General features: G+C 58.6%; 8 protein-coding genes and 1 other RNA gene. 3 read left to right on the top strand and 6 right to left on the bottom strand.

Translation table 11 applies throughout. From position 1 onward, the window contains the following. Nucleotides 1–3 precede the first annotated feature (3 nt). The 4 genes from FHW74_RS22125 to FHW74_RS22110 form a co-directional block, all read right to left on the bottom strand. Nucleotides 4–1,173, bottom strand: a complete 1,170-nt coding sequence (locus FHW74_RS22125; RefSeq protein WP_183172452.1) for an HlyD family efflux transporter periplasmic adaptor subunit — start codon at nt 1,171–1,173, stop codon at nt 4–6. Nucleotides 1,174–1,182: 9 nt separating this feature from the next. Next, on the bottom strand, nt 1,183–3,315 hold the full coding sequence (locus FHW74_RS22120) for a type I secretion system permease/ATPase (RefSeq protein ID WP_183172451.1): 2,133 nt from the start codon (nt 3,313–3,315) through the stop codon (nt 1,183–1,185). A gap of 23 nt (nt 3,316–3,338) precedes the next feature. Beyond that, nucleotides 3,339–4,691, bottom strand: a complete 1,353-nt coding sequence (locus tag FHW74_RS22115; protein WP_183172450.1) for a TolC family outer membrane protein — start codon at nt 4,689–4,691, stop codon at nt 3,339–3,341. Between the two features lie 99 nt (nt 4,692–4,790). Next, nucleotides 4,791–17,063: an Ig-like domain-containing protein gene (locus FHW74_RS22110; RefSeq protein ID WP_183172449.1), complete on the bottom strand. Its 12,273-nt coding sequence runs from the start codon at nt 17,061–17,063 to the stop codon at nt 4,791–4,793. A gap of 621 nt (nt 17,064–17,684) precedes the next feature. On the opposite strand from FHW74_RS22110, the gene ssrA reads away from it, so the two are divergent. The 3 genes from ssrA (at nt 17,685) to FHW74_RS22095 (ending at nt 19,485) form a co-directional block, all read left to right on the top strand. After that, nucleotides 17,685–18,048, top strand: a transfer-messenger RNA (tmRNA) gene (gene ssrA, locus FHW74_RS22105). 271 nt (nt 18,049–18,319) lie between these two features. Further along, nucleotides 18,320–18,559 carry a DinI family protein gene (locus FHW74_RS22100; protein WP_183172448.1) on the top strand — a complete coding sequence of 80 codons (240 nt, stop codon included), beginning with the start codon at nt 18,320–18,322 and terminating at the stop codon, nt 18,557–18,559. A gap of 488 nt (nt 18,560–19,047) precedes the next feature. Beyond that, nucleotides 19,048–19,485, top strand: coding sequence for a hypothetical protein (locus FHW74_RS22095; protein ID WP_183172447.1), 438 nt, complete (start codon nt 19,048–19,050; stop codon nt 19,483–19,485). Nucleotides 19,486–19,663: 178 nt separating this feature from the next. On the opposite strand, the gene FHW74_RS22090 is transcribed toward FHW74_RS22095, so the two are convergent. Both FHW74_RS22090 and FHW74_RS22085 read right to left on the bottom strand, forming a co-directional pair. Next, complete coding sequence (locus tag FHW74_RS22090) at nt 19,664–20,035, bottom strand: S24 family peptidase (protein WP_183172446.1); 372 nt, start codon at nt 20,033–20,035, stop codon at nt 19,664–19,666. Nucleotide 20,036: 1 nt separating this feature from the next. Next, the gene (locus FHW74_RS22085) at nt 20,037–20,276 is read right to left on the bottom strand and encodes a DNA polymerase V (protein ID WP_183172445.1); all 240 of its coding nucleotides are present in this window, start codon (nt 20,274–20,276) and stop codon (nt 20,037–20,039) included. Between the last annotated feature and the right edge of the window lie 236 nt (nt 20,277–20,512).

Raw genomic sequence — 20,512 nt, 5'->3', positions numbered from 1 at the left:
TTATTACCGCTCTCTTAGCGCCTCCTTTACCTTATTCAACGGCTTGATTAAGTAATCGAGCACCGTTTTCTGACCGGTCTTAATCTCCACGCTCGCTACCATCCCCGGCAAAATCGGGAAGCGTTTGCCGCTGCGGTTCTCCAGCTCCGCGTGGTCGGTGCGTACATACACCCGGTAATAAAACTGGTCGCGCTGTACCTCATCCTGAATGGTATCCGGCGATACCACTTCGACTCTGCCGTCGAGATTGCCGTAGATGGATGAATCATAAGCCGTCACTTTGACCGTCGCAGGCAGGCCGGGGCGGATATAGGCGATATCACGCGGGTTGATGCGCGTTTCAATCAGCAGTTTGTCCTCCAGCGGCACGATCTCCATCAGTTTACCGCCCGGCTGGAGCACGCCACCCACGGTGGTCACCTGGATATCTTTTACCACCCCGCGCACCGGCGAATAGAGCGTGGCGCGATCCAGCTGATCGGCTTTACCGGCCATCGCCTGGATCTGCGCATCCAGATCGGCGTCGTTCTTCACCTGCTCCTCCCTGGCGCGCACCGCATACTGGTTACGCGCTTCGTCGATCTTGCCGCGCAGCTCCGCGACCTGGCGTTGCAGGCGGATGACTTCCACCTGCCCCGCCGCCCCTTTCGCTACCAGCGGTTGGGTCATGCGGATTTCAGCGTTAATCAGCTCCAGCGTTTTTTGCAGGTTAGAGACCGTCTCGTTGAGATTACGTCGCCGCGATTCATACAGCTGGCGTTCACGCGCCACCAGGTTCGGCTCGCGCATCGACTCCGCGCTGAATTTCAGCGGTTCGCCGGTAAGCTCGGCGCGCAGCCGCTCGCTGGAGGCCCGCAACGCCCTGGCCCGCGCCGCCGCTTCGCCGTAGTTGGACTGAAAACGCGTCGGGTCAAGCCGCGCCAGCATCTGGCCCTGCTCGACAATATCCCCTTCCTGCACCAGCAGCGCGTTAACGATCCCGCCGTCGAGGCTTTCAATCACCTGCGCATGGCTGGAGGGCGTGACTTTACCGGTTCCGACGGTCACTTCATCCAGCATGGCGAACCACGCCCAGGCAAAAAACACCACCAGCCCGATCAGCGACAACCAGATCACCGACGAATAAAAGCGTCCCTGACGCGCCAGATCTTCCTCAAGAGTAAGTTGACTCATCCTGTCTCCTTAAGCGATGGACGCCACGTTGCTGTTACGCTGGGCGGTTTTGAGGATTTCATCACGCGGCCCGTCCGCCACCACCTGACCGTTATCCATCACGATCACCCGGTCCACCAGCGCCAGCAGCGCCGGGCGATGGGTCACCAGTACCAGCGTGCGGCCCGTCAGCCACTGGTGCAGTTGGCGGATAATCAAATTTTCCAGCTGTTCATCCATATTGGCCGTCGGCTCGTCCATCAACACAATTTGTGGATTGCGCACAATCAGGCGGCTCAACAGCACCATTTGGCGCTGGCCGCCGGACAGCCCGCGCCCGCCTTCATTGATCAGCCGGTCAAGGCTGGCGGCGTCCTGCTGCACCATGCCCAGCGCCCCGCTGATGCGCAGCGCCTGCAACAGCTCCGCCTCAGTGGCATGGGGGTGGCCGAGCATCAGGTTCTGGCGCAGGGTGCCGAAAAACAGCCGGGAATCCTGCGACAGATAGCCCACCTGGCGGCGTACATCATTAGGATCGATATGCGCCAGATCGACGCCATCGATAATCACTTTGCCTTTACCCGGTTGCGCCTGGCCGCTGAGCAGCTTCAGCAACGTCGATTTCCCTGCGCCGACTTTGCCGAGGATCGCCACCCGCTCGCCGGGCTTGATCTCCAGCTTGCCAATGGACAACGCGCGATCGCCCTTTTCTTCGTCGTAGCTGTATTGCGCGTTCTGGAACTGGTAATGCCCCGCCAGTACCGGGCAGTGCGCCATCTTGCGCGAGGCTTCGCGATCCAGCGGTTTCTTCAACAGTTCATTCAGCCCGTTGATGGCGGTTTTGGCGTGCTGCCAGCGGGAAAACACCATGGTCAACTGCATCAGCGGCGCGAGGGTGCGCGACGAGAGCAGGCTGCACGCCACCAGCGTCCCGGTGGTGATTTGCCCGTCGAGCACCAGATAGCTGCCGAATACCAGCATTCCGGCGTAGGTGATTTGCTGCACGGTAGAGGCCCAGCCGCTCAGGCGCGCGCCCCAGATGCGCTGCTTCATGCCGATGCTGGCCCCCACGTGGTGGGTGTGTTCCCACTGGCGTTGAAAGTACGGTTCCGCCTGGAGTGCCTTGATGTCCTCCACCCCTTCGATGGATTCCACCAGCACCGCGTTGCGGATCGCGCTTTCGCGCATCCCCTCTTTGGCGAGCTTCGCCATCGGCCACTGGATCAGAATCCCGGGGATCACGATCAGCGGGATCGCCAGTAACGGGATCGCCACCAGCGGCCCGCCCACCAGCGCCATAATGGCGAGGAACAGCAGCACAAACGGAATATCCATCGCCGCCCCTACGGTGGTGGAGGTCAGCAGTTCGCGCACCTGATCGATTTCCCGCAACTGGGAAATAAAGGAGCCGGTGGATTTCGGGCGGGCGTCGTTTTTGATCGCCATCGCCCTGGCGAAAAACAGCGACGAGACCTGAAGATCGATATGCTTACCCATAATGTCCGACACGTGAGTGCGCGCCAGGCGGATAAAGAACTCCAGCAGCGCCGCCATCAGCACGCCGAAAAACAGCACCCACAGGGTTGGAAAGGATTGCGCCGGGATCACCCGGTCGTAAACCTGCATAGAAAACAGGATCCCTGCCAGCGCCAGCACATTGCCCACCACCGATGCCAGCGAGATCTCCGCCAGTTTGCGTCCGGCGTGGCGGAAATGCCGCCAGAACCAGTGCGGCTCCCAGGCCCGGGCGAACTCATCAATCCGCGGGTCGTGGCTGCGGGCGGCGATGCCAATCATCACCACCTGATCCTGTAACCGTTCCAGCAGCGTCTCCAGCGCCTCTTCCCGCACCAGATCGCCGCCGTCGCTCACCCAGTAACTGGCGAGGCCGTCGCTGTCCAGCGCCTCGATCAGCACCAGATTGCCATCCTGGCCCGGTACGATCACCGGCAAGTTTTGCGGGCTCCAGCGCATCCGGTCGCGGGGTATCATTTGAATTTGTAATCCCATTAGCCCCGCCATGCGGGAAAGACGCTGGGATAACGGCAGATTTTCAAACCAGCGCATCTGCTGGCGGACGGCGGGCGCGTCGCTGGTCAGGCCAAAGCGGCCAGCGGCGCGGGTCATCGCGGCTACCCAGCTTGCGGTATCGGGCTGTTCCATACTGACTCCTTCACAAGCGCTGCCTATAACGACGGCAGGCTGTCTCCTGTTAAACGGGTGCGCTCGATGCCCAACATATCGAGCAAATTATCTACCGCCCCGGCGTAACGCACGGCGGCATCCCAGGCGTCGTAGCGGGCGACAATTGCGGCGCTTTGTGCCGAAAATACGTCCTGTTCGACGCTCAGCAAATCATTCAGGCTGCGCTTGCTTAACTGGTACTCGTCGCGATAAACCCCGCGCGCCTGGCCTGCGCTTAACAGTTGCAGTTCACCGGCCTGCTGGCGCTGCTGCGCGCCGGTTAAATCCGCCCAGGCGGTGGCGGCTTTTTGGTTCACCTCAAGCTTGCTGGCTTCCACCTGGGCGCGGGCGTTGGCCCGATCGCCTTCGGCGGCATCCACCCGGGCGCTTACCGCGCCGCCCTGATACAGCGGCGCGTCCACCACCAGTTGCACTTCGTCATCCCAGTAGTCGCCGTTGTCGTTCTGATAGCGGGTGCGCCCCGCCTGCACCGAAATGGTCGGGTAGTGCTGCGCCCTGGCCTGGCGAATGCGCTCTTCCGAGGCCAACTGTTTCGCCTGGGCGCTGCGCACCGCGTTGTTCTGGTCGTAAGGCAGGGCCTTGAGCGAGATTTTTTGCTTCATCAAATCGTCAGGCAGGTCCGGCAGATTGTCGGAGACGACGCCGGTGAGCACGCTGAGTGACGCCTGCGCCGAACGCATCTGCGCCTGGTATTGTTCATAGGTGGCGTTCATGGCGGCAATGCGCGTGCTGGCCTGCAATACGTCGGACTGGGAACTGAGCCCCGCCCCGGCGCGCAACTTCGCCATCTCGCGCACCGATTCCAGCGAACTGCGGTTGCGTTCCGCCGCTTTCGCCAGCGCCTGGTAGCGCTTGACCTGCAAATAGGATTGCAGGGTTTCCATGCCGACCTGATTCAGGGTGGTGTACAGGTCGTACTGATAAGCAGTTGAAAGATTTTCCTGCTCGTCGATGCTGCCGCCGGTTTTCCCGAAGTCCCACAGCAACTGTTTCAGGTTGATGCCCGCCGCCGCGTTGCTGTTCAGCGACCCCGCGGAGTCGGTACGGTGCGAACGCCCGGCGTTGCCGGTGAGCGCAATTTGCGGAAACCACGCGCTTTCCGCTTCGGAGAGATTGGCTTTGCCGACCTGGATTTGCGCCGAGGCCTGGGCGATTTTTGGATTGCGCGCGAAGGCGCGCAGGATGGCTTCTTTGATGGTCAGTTGCGCCTGAAAGGCTTCGGTTGGCGCGGTTTGCCAGCGAAAATCCTCTTGCGCCGCCTTTGCGGTACTGCACAACGCCACGGCGACCAGCAGCGCCGCCACCGTGCGTCGGTACACAGGTTTTATCGTCATAGGGTTCCACCTTGTAAAGCCGCCCGCAGGCGGCTGGTGATATTGTTAGCAGTCATGGCCTCATCCCTGAGTTCCCTGCGTCCCTGCCTGTGTCGCCCGTTAAACCACGTTGACGTGTAACCCGTGTTGCACCAGCACATCCCCCAGGGTGTTGGTCTGCGAACTGTTGTGGTAAACATCAAACTGCACGCCGTCCACTTCACGCTGCCCGCTGACCTGCCAGATATCGCCCTGCCCTTTCACCAGATTCACCTGGTCGCCGTTGCTGCCTTTGATCAGCAGATCGTCTTCCGGTTTGTCGGTGATGGTCAGCGCCTCATTGAGATCGAGAGTGATGGCGTTAGTGCCGGACTGGCCCAAATCGAAAATTTCGATATTGTGCAATTTGCCGGCCAGCGCGGTGAGGTCGAGGGTCATATTGATGCCGTCCAGCACCAGGGTATCGGTGCCCGCCCCTGCGTCGATGGCGGTAAAGCCCAGCGTTGACAGGTGGATGGTATCGTTGCCCTCGCTGCCCTGAAGCGTCTCCCCGCTCTGGTATGTGCCGTCGGCCAGGTCGATACTCACGCCGCCAATCGTGAAGCTGCTGAGCTCGCTTTCGGTGGTGGTTTGAGGTTCAGCAAACCCTGCCGCATCATCCCGCGCCAGCGTGGTGGTTTGCTCTTCCTGGGTTGCCGTCGGTTCCTGCTGCACATCGGCGGTCGCCGCCAGCAGCGAGAAGGTTTCCGCATCGGCCTGCGTGACGGTGACGCCCGCTGGCGGCTCGGTAGAGATGATATTGCCGCCCAGCCCCACGTTCAGATAGCCCGTGTTGCCCGCCACATCCGTGGAGTAGATGGTCAACACACTGGACAACGACAGCAGTTGCAGAATATTCAGCCCCAGACCGAGATTCGCCGACCAGTTGCCGTTGGCATCGGTGATCGCCGTGGTGGTCACGGTGTTATTCAGCAGCGACAGATGCACCACCGCGCCAGCCCCCAGGTTACGGGAACCCCCGCTCAGGGTCAGCCCTTTCGACAGCAGCGTCAGCAGGTTAAGCGACTGCAAGGCATTGAAGGTCAGCTCTGGCGTGGTGAGTTTCACGGTCACGTCAGTACTGGTGCGAGTCACGTTGCCGACGTTATCCGTTACCGCCACGCCAACTTTCAGCGCGCCGTTAGTCAGGCCGCTGAGAATGTTGCGACTCAACGCCAGAGACCAGGTACCGTCCGGGTTCACCGTGGCGTTGTACGGCGTGTTACCGAGAGTGACGACCACGCTCGCGCCCGCACCTGCCCCGGTTAACCGTCCGCTGAGGATCTGCCCGGCGTTCGCTTCGCTCACGTTCAGATAACTGTCGTTACCAAACAGCGAGGTCAGCGAAATGGTCGGCAGTAGATGGGTGACCACGTTCAGCAGCGCGCTGGTATTGGCGCTGTTGCCTGCGGCGTTGGTCAGCGACGCGTTAACCGTCAGCGTACCGTCCAGCAACTGGCCGAGATCGGTTTGCGAAACCGGGATCGACCATTTGCCATCCGCGCCCACCGTGGTCTGGTAGGTTTTGCCGCCCAGCAGCAGGTTAACCTGCGCGCCGACGGCGTTGGTGCTGCTACCGGTGATCACTTTCGCGCTCAGGATATCGGCGGCGTTCAGGCCGCCGTCGCCGAACAGCGGGTCGAGAATAATCGATGGCAGCGCGGCGATGGACACCAGCAGATTTTGCGTGCCCTGCGCCACGTTGCCAGCCGCGTCCTGCGCCGTCACCGAGATTAACTGAGTCCCGTCCTGCAAGCCCTGCAATACCGAGCCGGGCAGCGACAGCTGCCAGCTGCCGTCTGCCGCAACGGTGGTACGCAGCGCCAGCGGCCCGACGTTGACGGTGATTTGCGTGCCCGCCGCCAGGTTGGTGGAACTGCCGCTCAGGATCTGGTTGGTCAGCAGGTCCGTCAGGCTCAGGCTGCCGTCGCCAAACGGCGTATTGACCGCCAGCGTTGGTACGGCGTTGATAATGCTGTTCAGCACATTGTTGCCGGTCGCCACGTTGCCTACGGCATCCTGCACCGTCGCGCTGACGTTGAGCGCGCCATCCGGCAGCAAACGCAGCACATCAGGCTGGACCTGAACCGACCAGACGCCGTTGTTGATGGTGGCTTCCAGCGGCGCTGCATTGCCGATGCGCACCTGCACCGTGCCGCTGGCCAGATTAGCCACCGTCCCGCTGATGGTCTGAGCGACGCCGGTCTCCACCGCGTTGAGGAAGCCATCGCCAAACACGGTATCGACGACTACCGTCGGCAGATTGGTCAATCCAATCGTGACTGGCGAACTGCCCGGCACCTGGCTGGTATTACCGTTTGGCGTCGTGATGGTCACCGTTGGGGTAAATACGCCGTCCGACAGCAGCGCCAGTTGGGCCGGGCCGACAGAAATGGTGAACGCCCCGTTGCTGGCGACCACGCCGGCAAAGGTTCTGCCGCCAATATCCACCGAGACGCTGGAGCCTGCTGGCGCATTGCCCACCACGCCGGTGATGGTCTGGGTTGCCAGCGCGTCAACCGCGTTCAGCAGCCCGTCGCCAAACATCGTCAGGCCATCCAGCACTGGTTGCAGCAGGTCGAGACGCAGCGTATTTTCCGCTGCGGCGACGTTGCCGTTCTGATCGGTGGCCGTGACGCTTACCGGTACAGTCCCGCTGCCCACGGTTTGCAGAATATCGCGAACCTCTGGGGTTAACGCCACCGACCAGCGGCCATTCTCACCGACCGTGGTGGTTAACAGCGGCGCATCGCCGATGCTGATATTCAATGTCTGGCCCGCCAGCCCGGTCGCCGTCCCGCTGACCAGCCCGGACAGCAAATCAGGAATGCTGAGCGTCCCGTCGCCAAACAGCGGATCCAGCGCCAGGGTCGGCAGATTACGCAGCGCCACCGTCAGGTTGATGGTGTCCGACACTACGTTGCCAAAGGTATCGGTGACCGCCACCTGAAGCGCCGCCGTGCCGTCAGGCAGCGCAGCCAGCACCTCCTGCGGTAATGCCACGGCCCACTGGGTGCCGTTCAGCACCGCCTGGTAGGTGTTGCCCGCCAGGGTGACCGCTACACCGGCCACGTTTTCCACCTTGGACAGCGTCCCCGTCACCAGTTGGTCGGTGGTGCTGTCCAGCACGTTGATAATGTTGTCGCCCGCCGCAATCACATCGCCAATGACCGGCAGATCGGTCAGCGCCAGACGCACGTCAATGATCTCGTTAGTGGTGTTGCCGTTAGCGTCGGTGACGTTCAGTTGCAGAGAAACGGTATCAGAGAGGATTTGTGACCAAAGCTCCGGCGGGAAATCAATCGCGAAGCGGCCATCCGGCCCGACGGCCACCACCGGTAGCGTGATATCGGTGCCGATCAGCGTCGCTTCCACCGTTGCGCCACGATAATCCCCGGTAATGGTGCCGGTCAGGGTCTGGGTGAGCAGCGATTCGGCAACGTTCAGGATGCCGTCTCCGCCAATCAGATCCTCCACCAGCACGCCCAGCCCGCGGTTGAGCGCCACGTTGAGCGCCACATTATTAGTGGAGGTATTGCCCGCCGCATCGGTAGAGGTAATCGAAATCACCTGCGCACCGTCAGAAAGCGAGGTGAGATCCAGATCCGCTGAGTTGATGGTCCAGCGGCCATCCGGCCCGACGAGGGCGTTCACTTCGAGCACCCCGACGCGCACGGTGACCGTTTCGCCAGGATCGCCCTGCCCGGCCAGCAATACGCCCGGTAAGACGGTCGCCGTGGTCAGTAGCGCCGGCACGCCCAAGGCATCCACCTCCAGCAGCGGCGCGTCTTTGTCGACGGTAATCACACGCACTTCCGAATCCGGGTTACCTGCCGCATCGGTCATTGATGCGATGACATTCAACGTCCCGTTCGGCAGCGCCGCGACCTGGGCAGGCGACAGCGTGACGCTCCAGTTGCCCGCGCTGTCTACGGTGCTGTACAGCATTTGTCCGTTCAGGGTGACTGTCACGGTGCGGCCCTGTTCACCCACCGCAGTACCGGTAATGATCAACGGCTGATTGCTTTCGCTGGCGCTGATAACGTCATCGTCCGAGACGGGATTGATGACCACCTCTGGCGGCGTGGTATCGACAATCACGCTGGTGGTGCCCGTCGTCACCGGTTCGGCGACGGTGGTGCCAATCACGGTGTAACTGGTCTGCGCCGCAAAGACTGCCGATGACACGGGAAGCGTCCAGTTACCGTCGGCGTCAATCACGGCGTTGCCGACCGCAACGTCATTAACGGTGATCGTCACTTCCTGACCGGCGGCAAAACCGGTAGTACGCCCGGAAATTTCCACCGTTTCGCCGCTCAGTTCACTGGCGTTCAGGTAGCCATCCGTGCCTGGCGGGTTGATGGTGACGCTGTATTCCGGTGGGGTGGTCGCGATTGAAATATCAACCGGATCAGAAGATGCCGGATTCTGGGCCCGGTCGTTAACCGTGGCGACCAGGGTGCCGTCACCTGCGGTGAGTAAGGTCATTTGTTGCGGCGTCAATTGTAACGACCAGCCGCCGCCAGGCTGCACGGTGGCGGTGTATTGCTGGCCCGCCATAGTAACCGTCACGGTTTGCCCGGCTTCCACATTGGTAGTGGTGCCGCTAATGGTCTGGAGCTGCTGGCTTTCGGTAAAGTCGAGCACCCCATCGCCAAACGGGAGATCCACCGTGATGGTCGGCGGGATGATCGCAATATTCACCGGTACCGTCGCGCTGCCGGTATTTCCCGCCTCATCGGTAATGGTCACCACCACGCTCTGCGGGCCGTTCGGCACACCCTCCAGGCTATCCGGGCCAAGGTTAAGCGTCCAGCTATTACCGGAAACCTCCGCCGTGAACGGGACGCCGCCAATGGTGACAGTGACGGTCGTGTCTTCCGGCACGCCGGTGGTCAGCGAGCCGCTCAACTGGGTATTGCCATCCGATTCCGCCACGTTCACGTAGCCATCGCTAAAGATGGGGGTGCTGATGGTAACGGTGGGCGGCGTCAGCGCGGCGGTAAACGGCACCTCCAGCGGCGTCTGATTGCCGTACTGATCCTGGGCGATGACCGTGATAGTGTGCGGGCCATTTTGCAGCGACTGCAATGCGCCAGCAGGCAGCGGCACGCTCCAGTTGCCTTCCGGCGTTACGGTTGCCACATAGCGAGAGCCGTTTACGTCGATGGTGACGGTGACATACTGATTCGGCCCGGTCACGCCAGTGGTCCCCGTCAGGGTCAGCGGACCGGCAGCTTCCGCGATATTCAGGACGTCATCGTCGCCGAACAGGCTGGTGATCTGCGGCGTCGGCAGCGCGGTCTGCACCTGATAGGTTAAGTCAGCGGAATCGGTATTCAGCGCCGCATCAGTCACCTGCACCGTCATGGTCGGAGTGGTTCCCGTCGTCAGACCGACAAAGGCGTTGGTTGGCAGCGTCACGCTCCATTCGCCCTGCGCATTCACCGTGCCGGGGTAGTCCTCGCCGTTAAACGTCAGGATCACCGTTTGGCCTGCGCCGGTGACGCCTGTAGAGCCACGGATCACCTGCGGCGTCTGAGTTTCAGCAGAGTTGAGCACGCCGTCGCCAAACGGGGTCATAAAGGTCGCTTGCGGCACGGTATTGATCACCACGCCAAGGCTGCTGTTGCCAGTGGAGGTATTGCCCGCCACATCGGTGACCACCACCGTCACCGGCAGCGTGCCGTCCGGCAGCGCGTTCAGCTGTTCCGGGGTCAGCGGCAGCGTCCAACTGCCGTCCGGGTTCACCGTGGCAACCTGCGCTGGACCGTTGTTAATACTGACGGTTACCTGGCCGATATTTTCCGCCGCCAGGCCCGTGGCGCCGCCCAGCGCGCCGCCAGCGTCTGCTTCATCGCCGTTCAGGGTGCCATCGGTAAACGGCGGAGTCAGGGTCGGCAACGGCAGCGCGTCAGTGCGCACCTCGACGGTTTCCGTCGGGCTGGTCGTGGTATTCCCCGCTTTGTCGGTGACAGTCACGGTGAGGTCGTAAGCGCCATCCTCCAGGTTTTGCAGCACATCGGCAGAAAGCTGTACCGTCCAGTTGCCCTGAGCGTCCACGGTGCCGGTAATGGGTGGCTGCCCCTCAATATTCAGCACCACGTTCTGACCGCTGCCGGTAATACCGGTGTTTCCGGTCAGGGTCTGGCCAACGCTGGCTTCCAGCTGGTTCAGGTAACCGTCGGCGAACAGCGCTTGCGGCAGCGTGGCCTGCGGTTCAGTTAACAGCAGTTCGATATTTGCGCTGGCGCTGGCCGGGTTGCCGTATTGATCGGTGGCGCTGACGGTCAGTTCATACTGCCCGCTGGTAAAGTTATTGAACTCGCCGGTATCTATCGCCACGGTCCACACGCCGTCGGTGACAGTCCCGGTCCCCAGCAGAGTGCCGCCAAGATAAATTTCCACCGCTGTGCCGTCGGCAAGACCCGTGGCCGTCCCGGTGATTTCTCCGCCCGTGTCCGCCTCATTGATACTGATCAGGTTATCGCCGAACACCGCGTCCAGCGCCAGGGTCGGCAGTACGGTGCCGACATCCAGCGGCAGCGGCTCGAGGGTGACGTTGCCTTGCGGGTCGGTGACGATCAGTTGCAGATTGTTCAGGCCTTGATCGAGCGCCCGCAGATCCTGGGATGGCAACGTCAGTTGCCATGTGCCGTCAATGCCTGCCTGAGTGGTAAGGGTGTTGCCGTTGATCGTCAGCGACACGGTCGAACCCGCCGCCGTACTGCCGGTTAAAAGTTGATCGGCGTTGGCTTCCGCCAGATTCAGACGACCATCGGCGTAAAAACCACCGACATCAATATTGACGTCCGGGCCCGAGGTATCAACGGTGATCGGGTAAGCGATCAACGCTTCGTTTGATGCCGGATCGAGGGCGGTGACCACCAGCTCATACCCCTGATCGGCCAGCGCCGCCAGATCGGCTGGCTGAAGCGTGACCTGCCATTTGCCGTCCGGGCCAACGGTGGCAGTGTAACGCTCGTCGCCCAGCGTAATATCCACCTGCGTGCCCTGCGGCAGGTTGCGCGATCCGCCGGTAATGGTCAGCGGCAGATCCTGCTCCCGGGCATTGATCACATCGTCCCCGGCCACCACGTCCACGGTCAGGCTCGGCTGACTGGCTTCGCTGGCGATAAAGGTAACCGAACGGGTCGCGCTGGCCGGGTTGCCCGCCGCATCCGTCACCACAGCGCTAATCACCTGTGGGCCATCGGCGATGGCGGCCAGATCCGTGGACTCAACGCCAACTGACCAGTTGCCGTTTTCATCAACCGTGGCGCGATATTCCACGCCGTTCAGCGTCAGTACGACTTCGCGGCCCGGCTCGACGAAGGTCGTTTTACCGGTAAGTTGAACCACGCCCTGCGCTTCGATGGCGTTGACGTAATCATCCCCGGAGATCGGGTTCAGCGTCAGCGTCGGGGCGCTCAGCGGATCGGTGTTCAGCGTCAGAGTGGTGCTTTCCGTCGTACTGTTACCCACCGAGTCGCTGGCTGTGACAGTCACGGTAACCGGGCCATCCGGCAGATTACTCAGCGCGTTGGCCGGAATGGTCGCGCTCCAGGTATTCCCTTCCTGGATCAGCGCGCTGTATTTCTGGCCGTTGACATCGACGATCACATACTGCGCCCGCTCAGGGTCAAACGGACCTGCGGTCCCGCTGATGATGATTTCCTGTTTCGCTTCAGCGATGTTGACGATGTTATCGCCGGCGATGGCCCCGATGGTCAGGGTCGGCGGCGTGGTATCCACGTCGAGGCTGCTCTCCAGGGCGTTGCTGTTGCCTGCGGCATCGGTCGCCGTAACCACCAGCGCGTTCGGGCCTTCAGCCAGATCCGCCAGTGCGCTACCGGGTACAGCCACGCTCCAGTTACCGTTGGCGTCTACGGTGGCGGTCAGGGTAGCGGTGCCCAGCGTGACGGTGACGGTCTGCCCTGCGCCGCTCACGCCGGTGGTGCCGCTCAGCGTCCCGCCGCTCAGTTCGCTCGCGCTGACGATGCCGTCGGTAAACGGCGTATTGAGCGTCGGCTCCGGCGTTTGGTGGGTCAGCACGTTAAAGCTGTGCGAGGTGGAAATCGGATTGCCATCGGCATCAATACCCGACACGGTGAGGGTGGCGGCGCCATCGGCCAGCGCGGCGGCATCCGCCTGGCTAACCTGTGCGCTCCAGATGCCGCCTGCCGCTACGGTCGCCGGGTACTGTTTGCCGTTCAGGGTCACGGTCAGCACAGTGCCTTCAGCGATATTCACGCTGTTGCCGGTGATGGCGAATCCATCAGCCAGATCGGCGACGCCGAGGATATTATCGCCGGTGATCGGATCGAGGGTCAGCGAGCTGGTGTCGAGGTTCACGGTGAAGGTACGATCCGCGCCGGCCGCATTGCCCGCCGCATCGGTGACCGTTACGGTTACGGTCTGTTCGCCATCAGCCAACGCGCCGATTGCCGCCTGCGGCACCGTGACGCTCCAGCGTCCTGCGGCATCGACCAGCCCGGTCCAGCTCCCGCCGTTGATTGTCACCGTCACTTCGCGCCCGGCTTCCACGTTCAGGGTGTAACCAGTGATAGTGACATCGGCAAGCACTTCGCCGGCATCAATGATGTTGTTAGCGGTTACCGGGTCGATCACGATGCGCGGTTGCTGCTGCGGATCGGTATCCACGGTAATCAGATGGGTAATGGTGGTCGCGTTGCCCGCGCTATCGGTGGCGGTAATGGTAATGGCGACCGGGCCGTTGGGCAGCGCCTGGAGATCCTGAGCAGGGATCGGCAGTTCCCAGCCACCCAGCGAGCCGGTGGTGGTTTGATAAGTGACACCGTTAATCACCACCGTGACCGTCTGCCCGTTTTCCGCCCCCGGCGCGGTGCCGCTGAGCGTTTGCGTTACGCCAGCTTCCGTCACATTCAGGATATCGTCACCCGCAAATGGCAACACGTTTATGGTCGGCGGCGTGACGTCGACCGTAAAGCTTTCGTTAATCGGTACCACGTTGCCCGCCACATCGGTGACGGTCACCACCAGCGCCACGGGGGAGTCAGCCTCGGTCAGATCGGTCAGCGCGCCTGCGGGCAAGCTAACGCTCCAGCTTCCGTCTGCGGCCACCTGGCCACGATAGGTGTTGCCATCAAGCGTCACGGTGACCTGCTGCCCGCCGCCGGAAATGCCGGTGTTGCCGGTGATTTGATGGGACTGCCCGCGTTCCGCCAGGTTGAGTACTCCATCGCCAAACGGCAAGTCCAGGGTCGGCTGTGGCAGATTATCTACCACCACGTTAAGCAGATGCGTATCGGTGACGGTGGAGTTATCCGGCGCGGTTGCCGTGGCGGTAATCGTCAGCGGGCCGTCGGAGACATCGGTTAATTGTCCGGCGGTGATGGTCACGCTCCAGGTTCCATCCGCGTTAACCTGGGTGGGGATGACCAGGCCACCGAAATCAACGTTGATCGTCGTGCCCGCCGGTAAGCCGGAACTGGTCCCGCGCACCACCAGATCTTCGGCGCTTTCCGCCTGATTAAGATAATCGTCATCGGCGATGATGCTGATCGCTACCGCGCTCAGGCTCTTATCCACCACGAAGCTGTGCTGCTGAGTGGCGGGCTGGCCATAGGCGTCCGTCACCAAGACCTGCAACGTGTTGGTGCCGTCAGCCAGCCTTTGCAAATCGGCGGCGGTCATCTGGATGCGCCAGTTGCCATCGGCGTCCACTTGGGTGGTGAATTCCTGGTTACCCAGCACCACCACGATTTTGCTGCCTGCCTCGACGTTATTTGTCGAGCCGGTCAGCCACTGATCGGTTTTCATTTCAGCGGCGTTAAGGGCGTTATTGGCGGTAAACGGATCGACGCTCAGCAGCGGCTGCGCGGTTTTCACTGATACCGTGCCGATGGCCTGTTGGCTGTTGCCTGCGCTGTCGGTGAGCGTCACGGTGTAGTTGTTATCGCCTGCCAGCAGCGAGCTCAGGCTACCGGCAGGCAGCGCGACGCGCCAGGTTCCGTCGCTGTTAACCGTGGTGGTAAAGCGCTGGTTGTTAATTTCCACCACCACTTCGCGGCCATTTTGCTCCGGCGTCGTGACGCCCGACAGCGTCTGCGCCGCGCTGAGCTCTGCGGCGCTCAGTTTGCCGTCGCCAGAAAGCGGTAGCAGGCTGAGGATAGGCGGCGTCACGTCGACGATGGCGTTACCCGCCAGCGTGACGCTGTTGCCTGCCGCATCGATCGCATTGACGTTGAGGGTTACGGTGCCTTCGCGCAGGCTCTGAAGATCCGCAGTCGGTACAGTAAGCGACCAGCGCCCGTCCACATCCACAATCGCGTTATAGCTCTTATCGCCAAGCTGGACCGTCACCTGCTGCCCCGTCCCGGTAATTCCGGTGCTGCCGGTAAGGGTTTGATTAGCGGTGATTTCCTGCGCGTTGAGATAACCGTCGCCAAACGGCGCGTCGAGCGTGGGTTTCGGCAGGAAATTCACCATCACGTTCAGGTCGCGGGCGTCGCTGGCGCTCTCTGTGCCATAGGTCACCGTGGCGGTCACCGGGTTCACGCCATCCGGCAGCGAAGCCAGATCTTCCGGCGGGATCACGGCGCTCCAGTTGCCTGCACCGTCCACCAGCGCAGCATAATCTTTGCCGTTAAAATTCACCGTCACCGCGACACCGGGCCCGGTCACGGTGGTCACACCGCGCACTTCCAGCGGCTGGGTCGATTCTGCCGCGTTCAGGTAATCATCGGTGGAAAGAATGGCAATCGCGATGGCGTCCTGAGAGGGGTCGATCACCAGCGTTTCCGTAGTTTGCGCCAGCGGCGTGCCGTCATTGTTCTGGCACTGCACGGTAATGGTTTCGGCGGGCGGCACCAACGCCTGTAAATCCCCGGCAGGGACCGTGAGCTGGAAGCTGCCGTCACCGGCCACGCGTGTGAAATAGCTGTTCGCGCCCAGGGTCACTCTCACTATCTGGCCAGGATCGATATTCGCCGTCCAGCCCGTCAGGACCTGGCTAAGCGCCAGCTCTGCCCCATTGAGTTGGTTGTCACCGGCAAACGGCTCCAGCTGAATAACCGGCTGGGTGGTATTCACGATAAAGCTTTGCTCAGCCGTGGCGGTATTGCCTGCCCGATCCGTGACGCTGATTTCCAGGGTATAAACCTGCTCTTCCTGTAACGTTTGCAGCACCTCAGACGGGATTAACGCACTCCAGCTGCCGTCTTCGGCAATAATCGCCTCAAACTGGTTTTCGCCAAGCGTAATGGTGACCGTCTGCCCGGCATCTTCCGGCGAGCTAAAGCCGGAGATGAGTTTTCCGCTGTCGATCAGCGCCTGATCGAGCACGTTTCCGGGAGAGAATTCCGCCAGGCCAAGCTCTGGCGGGATGGTATCCACAGTCAGGGTGATATCTTCGGAGATCGGATTGCCGTTACTGTCGACGAAAGAGACGTTCAGATTAGCGTCGCCCTGAGGCAACGCTTGCAGCACCGCGCCCGGTATGGTCACTGCCCAGCTGCCGTCCGCCGCGATTACCGCGTTCCAGCTGTTGTTGCCCAGGGTAACGGTAATTGTCCGGCCCGCGTTGCTGGCGTCCGTGGTGCCGCTAAGGATTTGATCGCTATTACTTTCAGTGAGATTGATAACGTTGTCTTCAGTAAAAGGCGCGATATTCAGCGTGGAGGGCGTGGGGTTTTCACCGCCAGGGTTGGTGCCGCCAGTGCCGTCATCGCCGCCACCATTGTCGCCGCCGCCATTATCGCCGCCGCCCGTTCCGCCATCTTCTCCCCCGTTGCCGTTATCCCCACCGCCGGTTCCACCGTCACCGCCGCCGTTACCGCCCTCGCCGTCTCCACCGCCGTTGCCGTTGCCGCTGTCGTTATCATTACCACCACCGCCACCGCCGCCACTTGCGGCAATGGCTACCCCAGCAATGCCGCCTACCGCCGCCAGGCCGCCCAGAATCGCCGCGGTTGACAGACCTTCACCGCCGATCAGCGCGCCCAGCGACGTATCCGCCATCACGGGAACAATGGCTTCTGCCGCTGCAGGGCCCGCTTCGGTTGCAAAGGGAAAAACCGCATGATGGGTGCCGTACTGATCTTCAAAAATCAGCTCGCTGTGCAAGCCGTCGGCATCAAGATGGAAAAAGTTTTGATAACGAACCGTCGAACCGTCGCGCATATGGACGATCAAGTCATCGCCCTGGCGCTCATAAAAATTCACAGATTCCGGTGAGGCATTAATTCTCACCACACTGGATTGGGTGATATTCACCACACGATCGCCGGGCCCGGAATATTGCGTAACCAGATCGCCAGTTTTGCGATTAAGAATATCAACGGATTCTGAACGGTTATTTTCTAAAGCCATGTCGGCTATCTCCCGAATAAAGACAACACTCAACCCGGCGAGGTGAATGCATCACACCCGCTAAATATTGATGCCGCTTCGTTTAAAGCAGCATCAAAGCTTTGCCTGGTAAAAGTGTTTAAATCGAAGATAACTTGCTGAATGTAATTTATTTTTTATTAAATGGCGCGATTGCAGGTAGCCGGTATGCGCAATTAAACATATAAACAAGCTTTCTTAATTAGGCAAAAAAAAATGCAACAATTATGCGGTGGCAAAAAATTACGCCTGTGCTAGCAGGTAATAAGTGGCTGTTATAAAAGATGGTGCGGGGGATAAAGTGGGAGGTAATCAATATTAATATCATCACTATGTGTAACTATTTAAAAATAGAAGCATAGAAAATATATTATGCAGAATCATTTATAAGAACATTCCTGGTCAATAATACACAGTATTTATTTCGGATTATTTCAAATATAGTCTACCCCATAACAAATTATTATATCTGTATGATAATTAGGCTAAAAACCATCACTTATGGCAAAACCTTCCATTCTGCCCACGCGCTCATACAAAAGTCGTAGCGATATGGACTGGCATGGCAAAGGCAAAATCTGTTATACTTGCTTCAACACTATTGGGGCTGATTCTGGATTCGACGGGATTCGCGAAACCCAAGGTGCATGCCGAGGGGCGGTTGGCCTCGTAAAAAGCCGCAAAAAAATAGTCGCAAACGACGAAAACTACGCTTTAGCAGCTTAATAACCTGCTCTGAGCCCTCTCTCCCTAGCTTCCGCTCTTAAGACGGGGATCAAAGAGAGGTCAAACCCAAAAGAGATCGCGCGGATGCCCTGCCTGGGGTTGAAGCGTTAAAACTAATCAGGCTAGTCTGGTAGTGGCGTGTCGGTCCGCAGGTGCCAGGCGAATGTAAAGACTGACTAAGCATGTAGTACCAAGGATGTAGGAATTTCGGACGCGGGTTCAACTCCCGCCAGCTCCACCACTTTTGTTAGGACTGCAACCGGACAGCGGCATTAAAAACAGCCACTTACGGACACTGACCAGACAGATGGCAGACCTAGAAAAGACAAAAATATGCACGTGAAATGCACGTGCACTTTAAAAGAACCCCAGATTTCACGGTCTGGGGTTTTTCTATTTGTAACTAAGGGTAACAAAAACCCATTCCCCTTTCGCGCTCCGCTCGCCTTGACACTGTTTATTTTTACAGTAAAAATACTGTATATAACCACAGTGGTTTTCCGGAGGCTTTTATGTTCGTTGAACTGGTTTATGACAAGCGAAATGTAGAGGGACTTGAAGGGGCCAGAGAGGTTATCCTGGCAGAGCTGACGAAGCGAGTACATCGGATCTTTCCCGATGCCGAGGTGAAGGTTAAGCCGATGCAGGCAAACGGCCTTAACAGTGATGCCAGCAAAAGTGATCGGGAAAAGCTGAACCGTATGCTGGAGGAGATGTTTGAAGAAGCTGACATGTGGCTTGTTGAAGAATAAACGCAGGAGGAGCGATTTCTGGTAATAGCGAGAGTATGACGATTTCAGGGAGTAAGTTTACTTTCCGCGCAGTGGCGACCGGTGCCAATCCCGTCACCAGAACTGCCAAAATATGTGATATTTGGTACAGATAAATTGATAACCCTGATGATGCACCAGAAGGAATGGAAGATACTTGCTATTCGTCCGTTTTCACACTCAGCACGGCATTAATGGCCGCCATTCAGCTAAATAAAACTACGTGGTTATAACCTATTTACTCAGTAGGTCATTGCAAAAAAATTCGTGATTCAGTGCTCAAATAAGATCTGTTGGCGATAAATATGTATAAAGTCAGATACCGTAGTTATATATAAATTCTTAAGTTAAATAAACAGTGTAATTACTCTTTGATAGAATAAAAACACCAAGCTTGATATAATATCCTCTACTGTATCTTGCCTTTATTATGCATTGCTTAACTCGCATATCTTTAAAAGGACAGAAATATGCATAAGTTAATTATTTCATTTTTATTACTTTTTATTTTCCCTGCCTACGCTGAAGGCTGGTATATAGCCCAAAATAATAATCCAACAGTTATGTCAGATGACGGTAATTGGTACATGTTCCTAGGAAGAACCTCTGGTGGCGATGTTAACATTTATCTTACTTCAAGAAATCTCTTCGAATGCTCACAAAGTGGCTCATCACAGAGCGTAACCGTTAATGGCGTTAAAGTCCGCTGGTATCAGAATTGCGACAGCAAAATGGGTATGTACTGGTATGCATACACGCCGGAAGGGAAGAAATACATCATTGGAGAATTCATGCGTAAGGAATCTGTCACTATTAAAGAAAGTAATCTTGTAATGCGTTTTTCTGCAGTGGGGTTTAACGATAAAACGCGGGAATTCATAAATGATATCGCAGATCCAGGGCTATGAGTACAAGACGTTAACGTTGATTTGAATGAGAAGTCCTAAGACCGCGCATTTAAAGAAATGATAAATTTTACCGATATGTTATACACCTGCGTCCTGAACGCAGGATATATACTAAAAGACTAAGAGATTGACGCCCGCTCCCGTGCGGGCTTTTTTTTTGAATCTTCAAACTAACTGGTTAAATCACAGGGATATCGTCAAATTCCTGACTCCGGGCATCGTTAACGATGTACGCCACCACGCCAAAAATCTGATCATCATCATCCGCCAGCGTCGCTTTTTCGAATGTGTCCAGGTGCTCCAGGTGTGGGGACGGATAGAGCCGCATTCTGCGAACCTGATAATCCCCTGCCAGAGCGCAGACCACTATTGATCCATCAAGCGCGGGCAGCGAACTGTCGACAACCAGCAGCGCGTCTTTCATGATCCCTGCGCGCCAGTGCATCTGGCCAGCCCGCATAAAGTAAGTGGCGTGTGGTCGTTTAATGAACATGGCATCGAGCGAGAGCGTGGGTTCGGCGAAGTCAGCCGCTGGCGACGGGAATCCCATGTCAGTGTCCTCCGTTCCGGCCGGACAACACGAATGTGCGGTTCTCGCTGGCGTCCGGTGTGATGTCGCTGAAAATTGAAACCGACATCTCGATCCAATGGTTTGCCGTTCTCAGCGAGCAGCACCAGTTTATCCGGCCCAGCTCCTGAACAAAATCAGCCGTAGTTACTGTCCTTTTTCCGCCTGGCGCTGTGTGCATGGCGGATCTGAACGCCGATTCAATGTCATTACGACGTGGCATAGTCCCTCCTTTTTTTATAAATACTGTTTTTATATACAGTAGTTTTAATTAACGAAGGAGGCAATATCAGCGCTGACTATTAATTTCCAGCGCTGACGTAACGGGCTGAATTATTTAGCGATGAGTTGATCCACTTTTTCCTTCAGTTCGTCCAGCTCCTGTCTGAGTGACGTAATTTCATCCAGTTGCGTCACATTTTGTTCATGTAGCCCCTGAACGGCAGCCACCAGGTCAGA

Source organism: Atlantibacter sp. RC6 (assembly GCF_014193285.1).
Taxonomy (GTDB): Bacteria; Pseudomonadota; Gammaproteobacteria; order Enterobacterales; family Enterobacteriaceae; genus Atlantibacter.
The sequence above is the reverse complement of the archived record's forward strand: the minus strand, read 5'-3'. Positions and strand labels throughout refer to the sequence as shown.

Bases quoted from the DNA above. Each gene is read 5' to 3' on its own strand.
- FHW74_RS22125 (WP_183172452.1), bottom strand. From the start codon at position 1,173: ATGAGTCAACTTACTCTTGAGGAAGATCTGGCGCGTCAGGGACGCTTT.
- FHW74_RS22120 (WP_183172451.1), bottom strand. From the start codon at position 3,315: ATGGAACAGCCCGATACCGCAAGCTGGGTAGCCGCGATGACCCGCGCC.
- FHW74_RS22115 (WP_183172450.1), bottom strand. From the start codon at position 4,691: ATGACGATAAAACCTGTGTACCGACGCACGGTGGCGGCGCTGCTGGTC.
- FHW74_RS22110 (WP_183172449.1), bottom strand. From the start codon at position 17,063: ATGGCTTTAGAAAATAACCGTTCAGAATCCGTTGATATTCTTAATCGC.
- FHW74_RS22100 (WP_183172448.1), top strand. From the start codon at position 18,320: ATGTTCGTTGAACTGGTTTATGACAAGCGAAATGTAGAGGGACTTGAA.
- FHW74_RS22095 (WP_183172447.1), top strand. From the start codon at position 19,048: ATGCATAAGTTAATTATTTCATTTTTATTACTTTTTATTTTCCCTGCC.
- FHW74_RS22090 (WP_183172446.1), bottom strand. From the start codon at position 20,035: ATGGGATTCCCGTCGCCAGCGGCTGACTTCGCCGAACCCACGCTCTCG.
- FHW74_RS22085 (WP_183172445.1), bottom strand. From the start codon at position 20,276: ATGCCACGTCGTAATGACATTGAATCGGCGTTCAGATCCGCCATGCAC.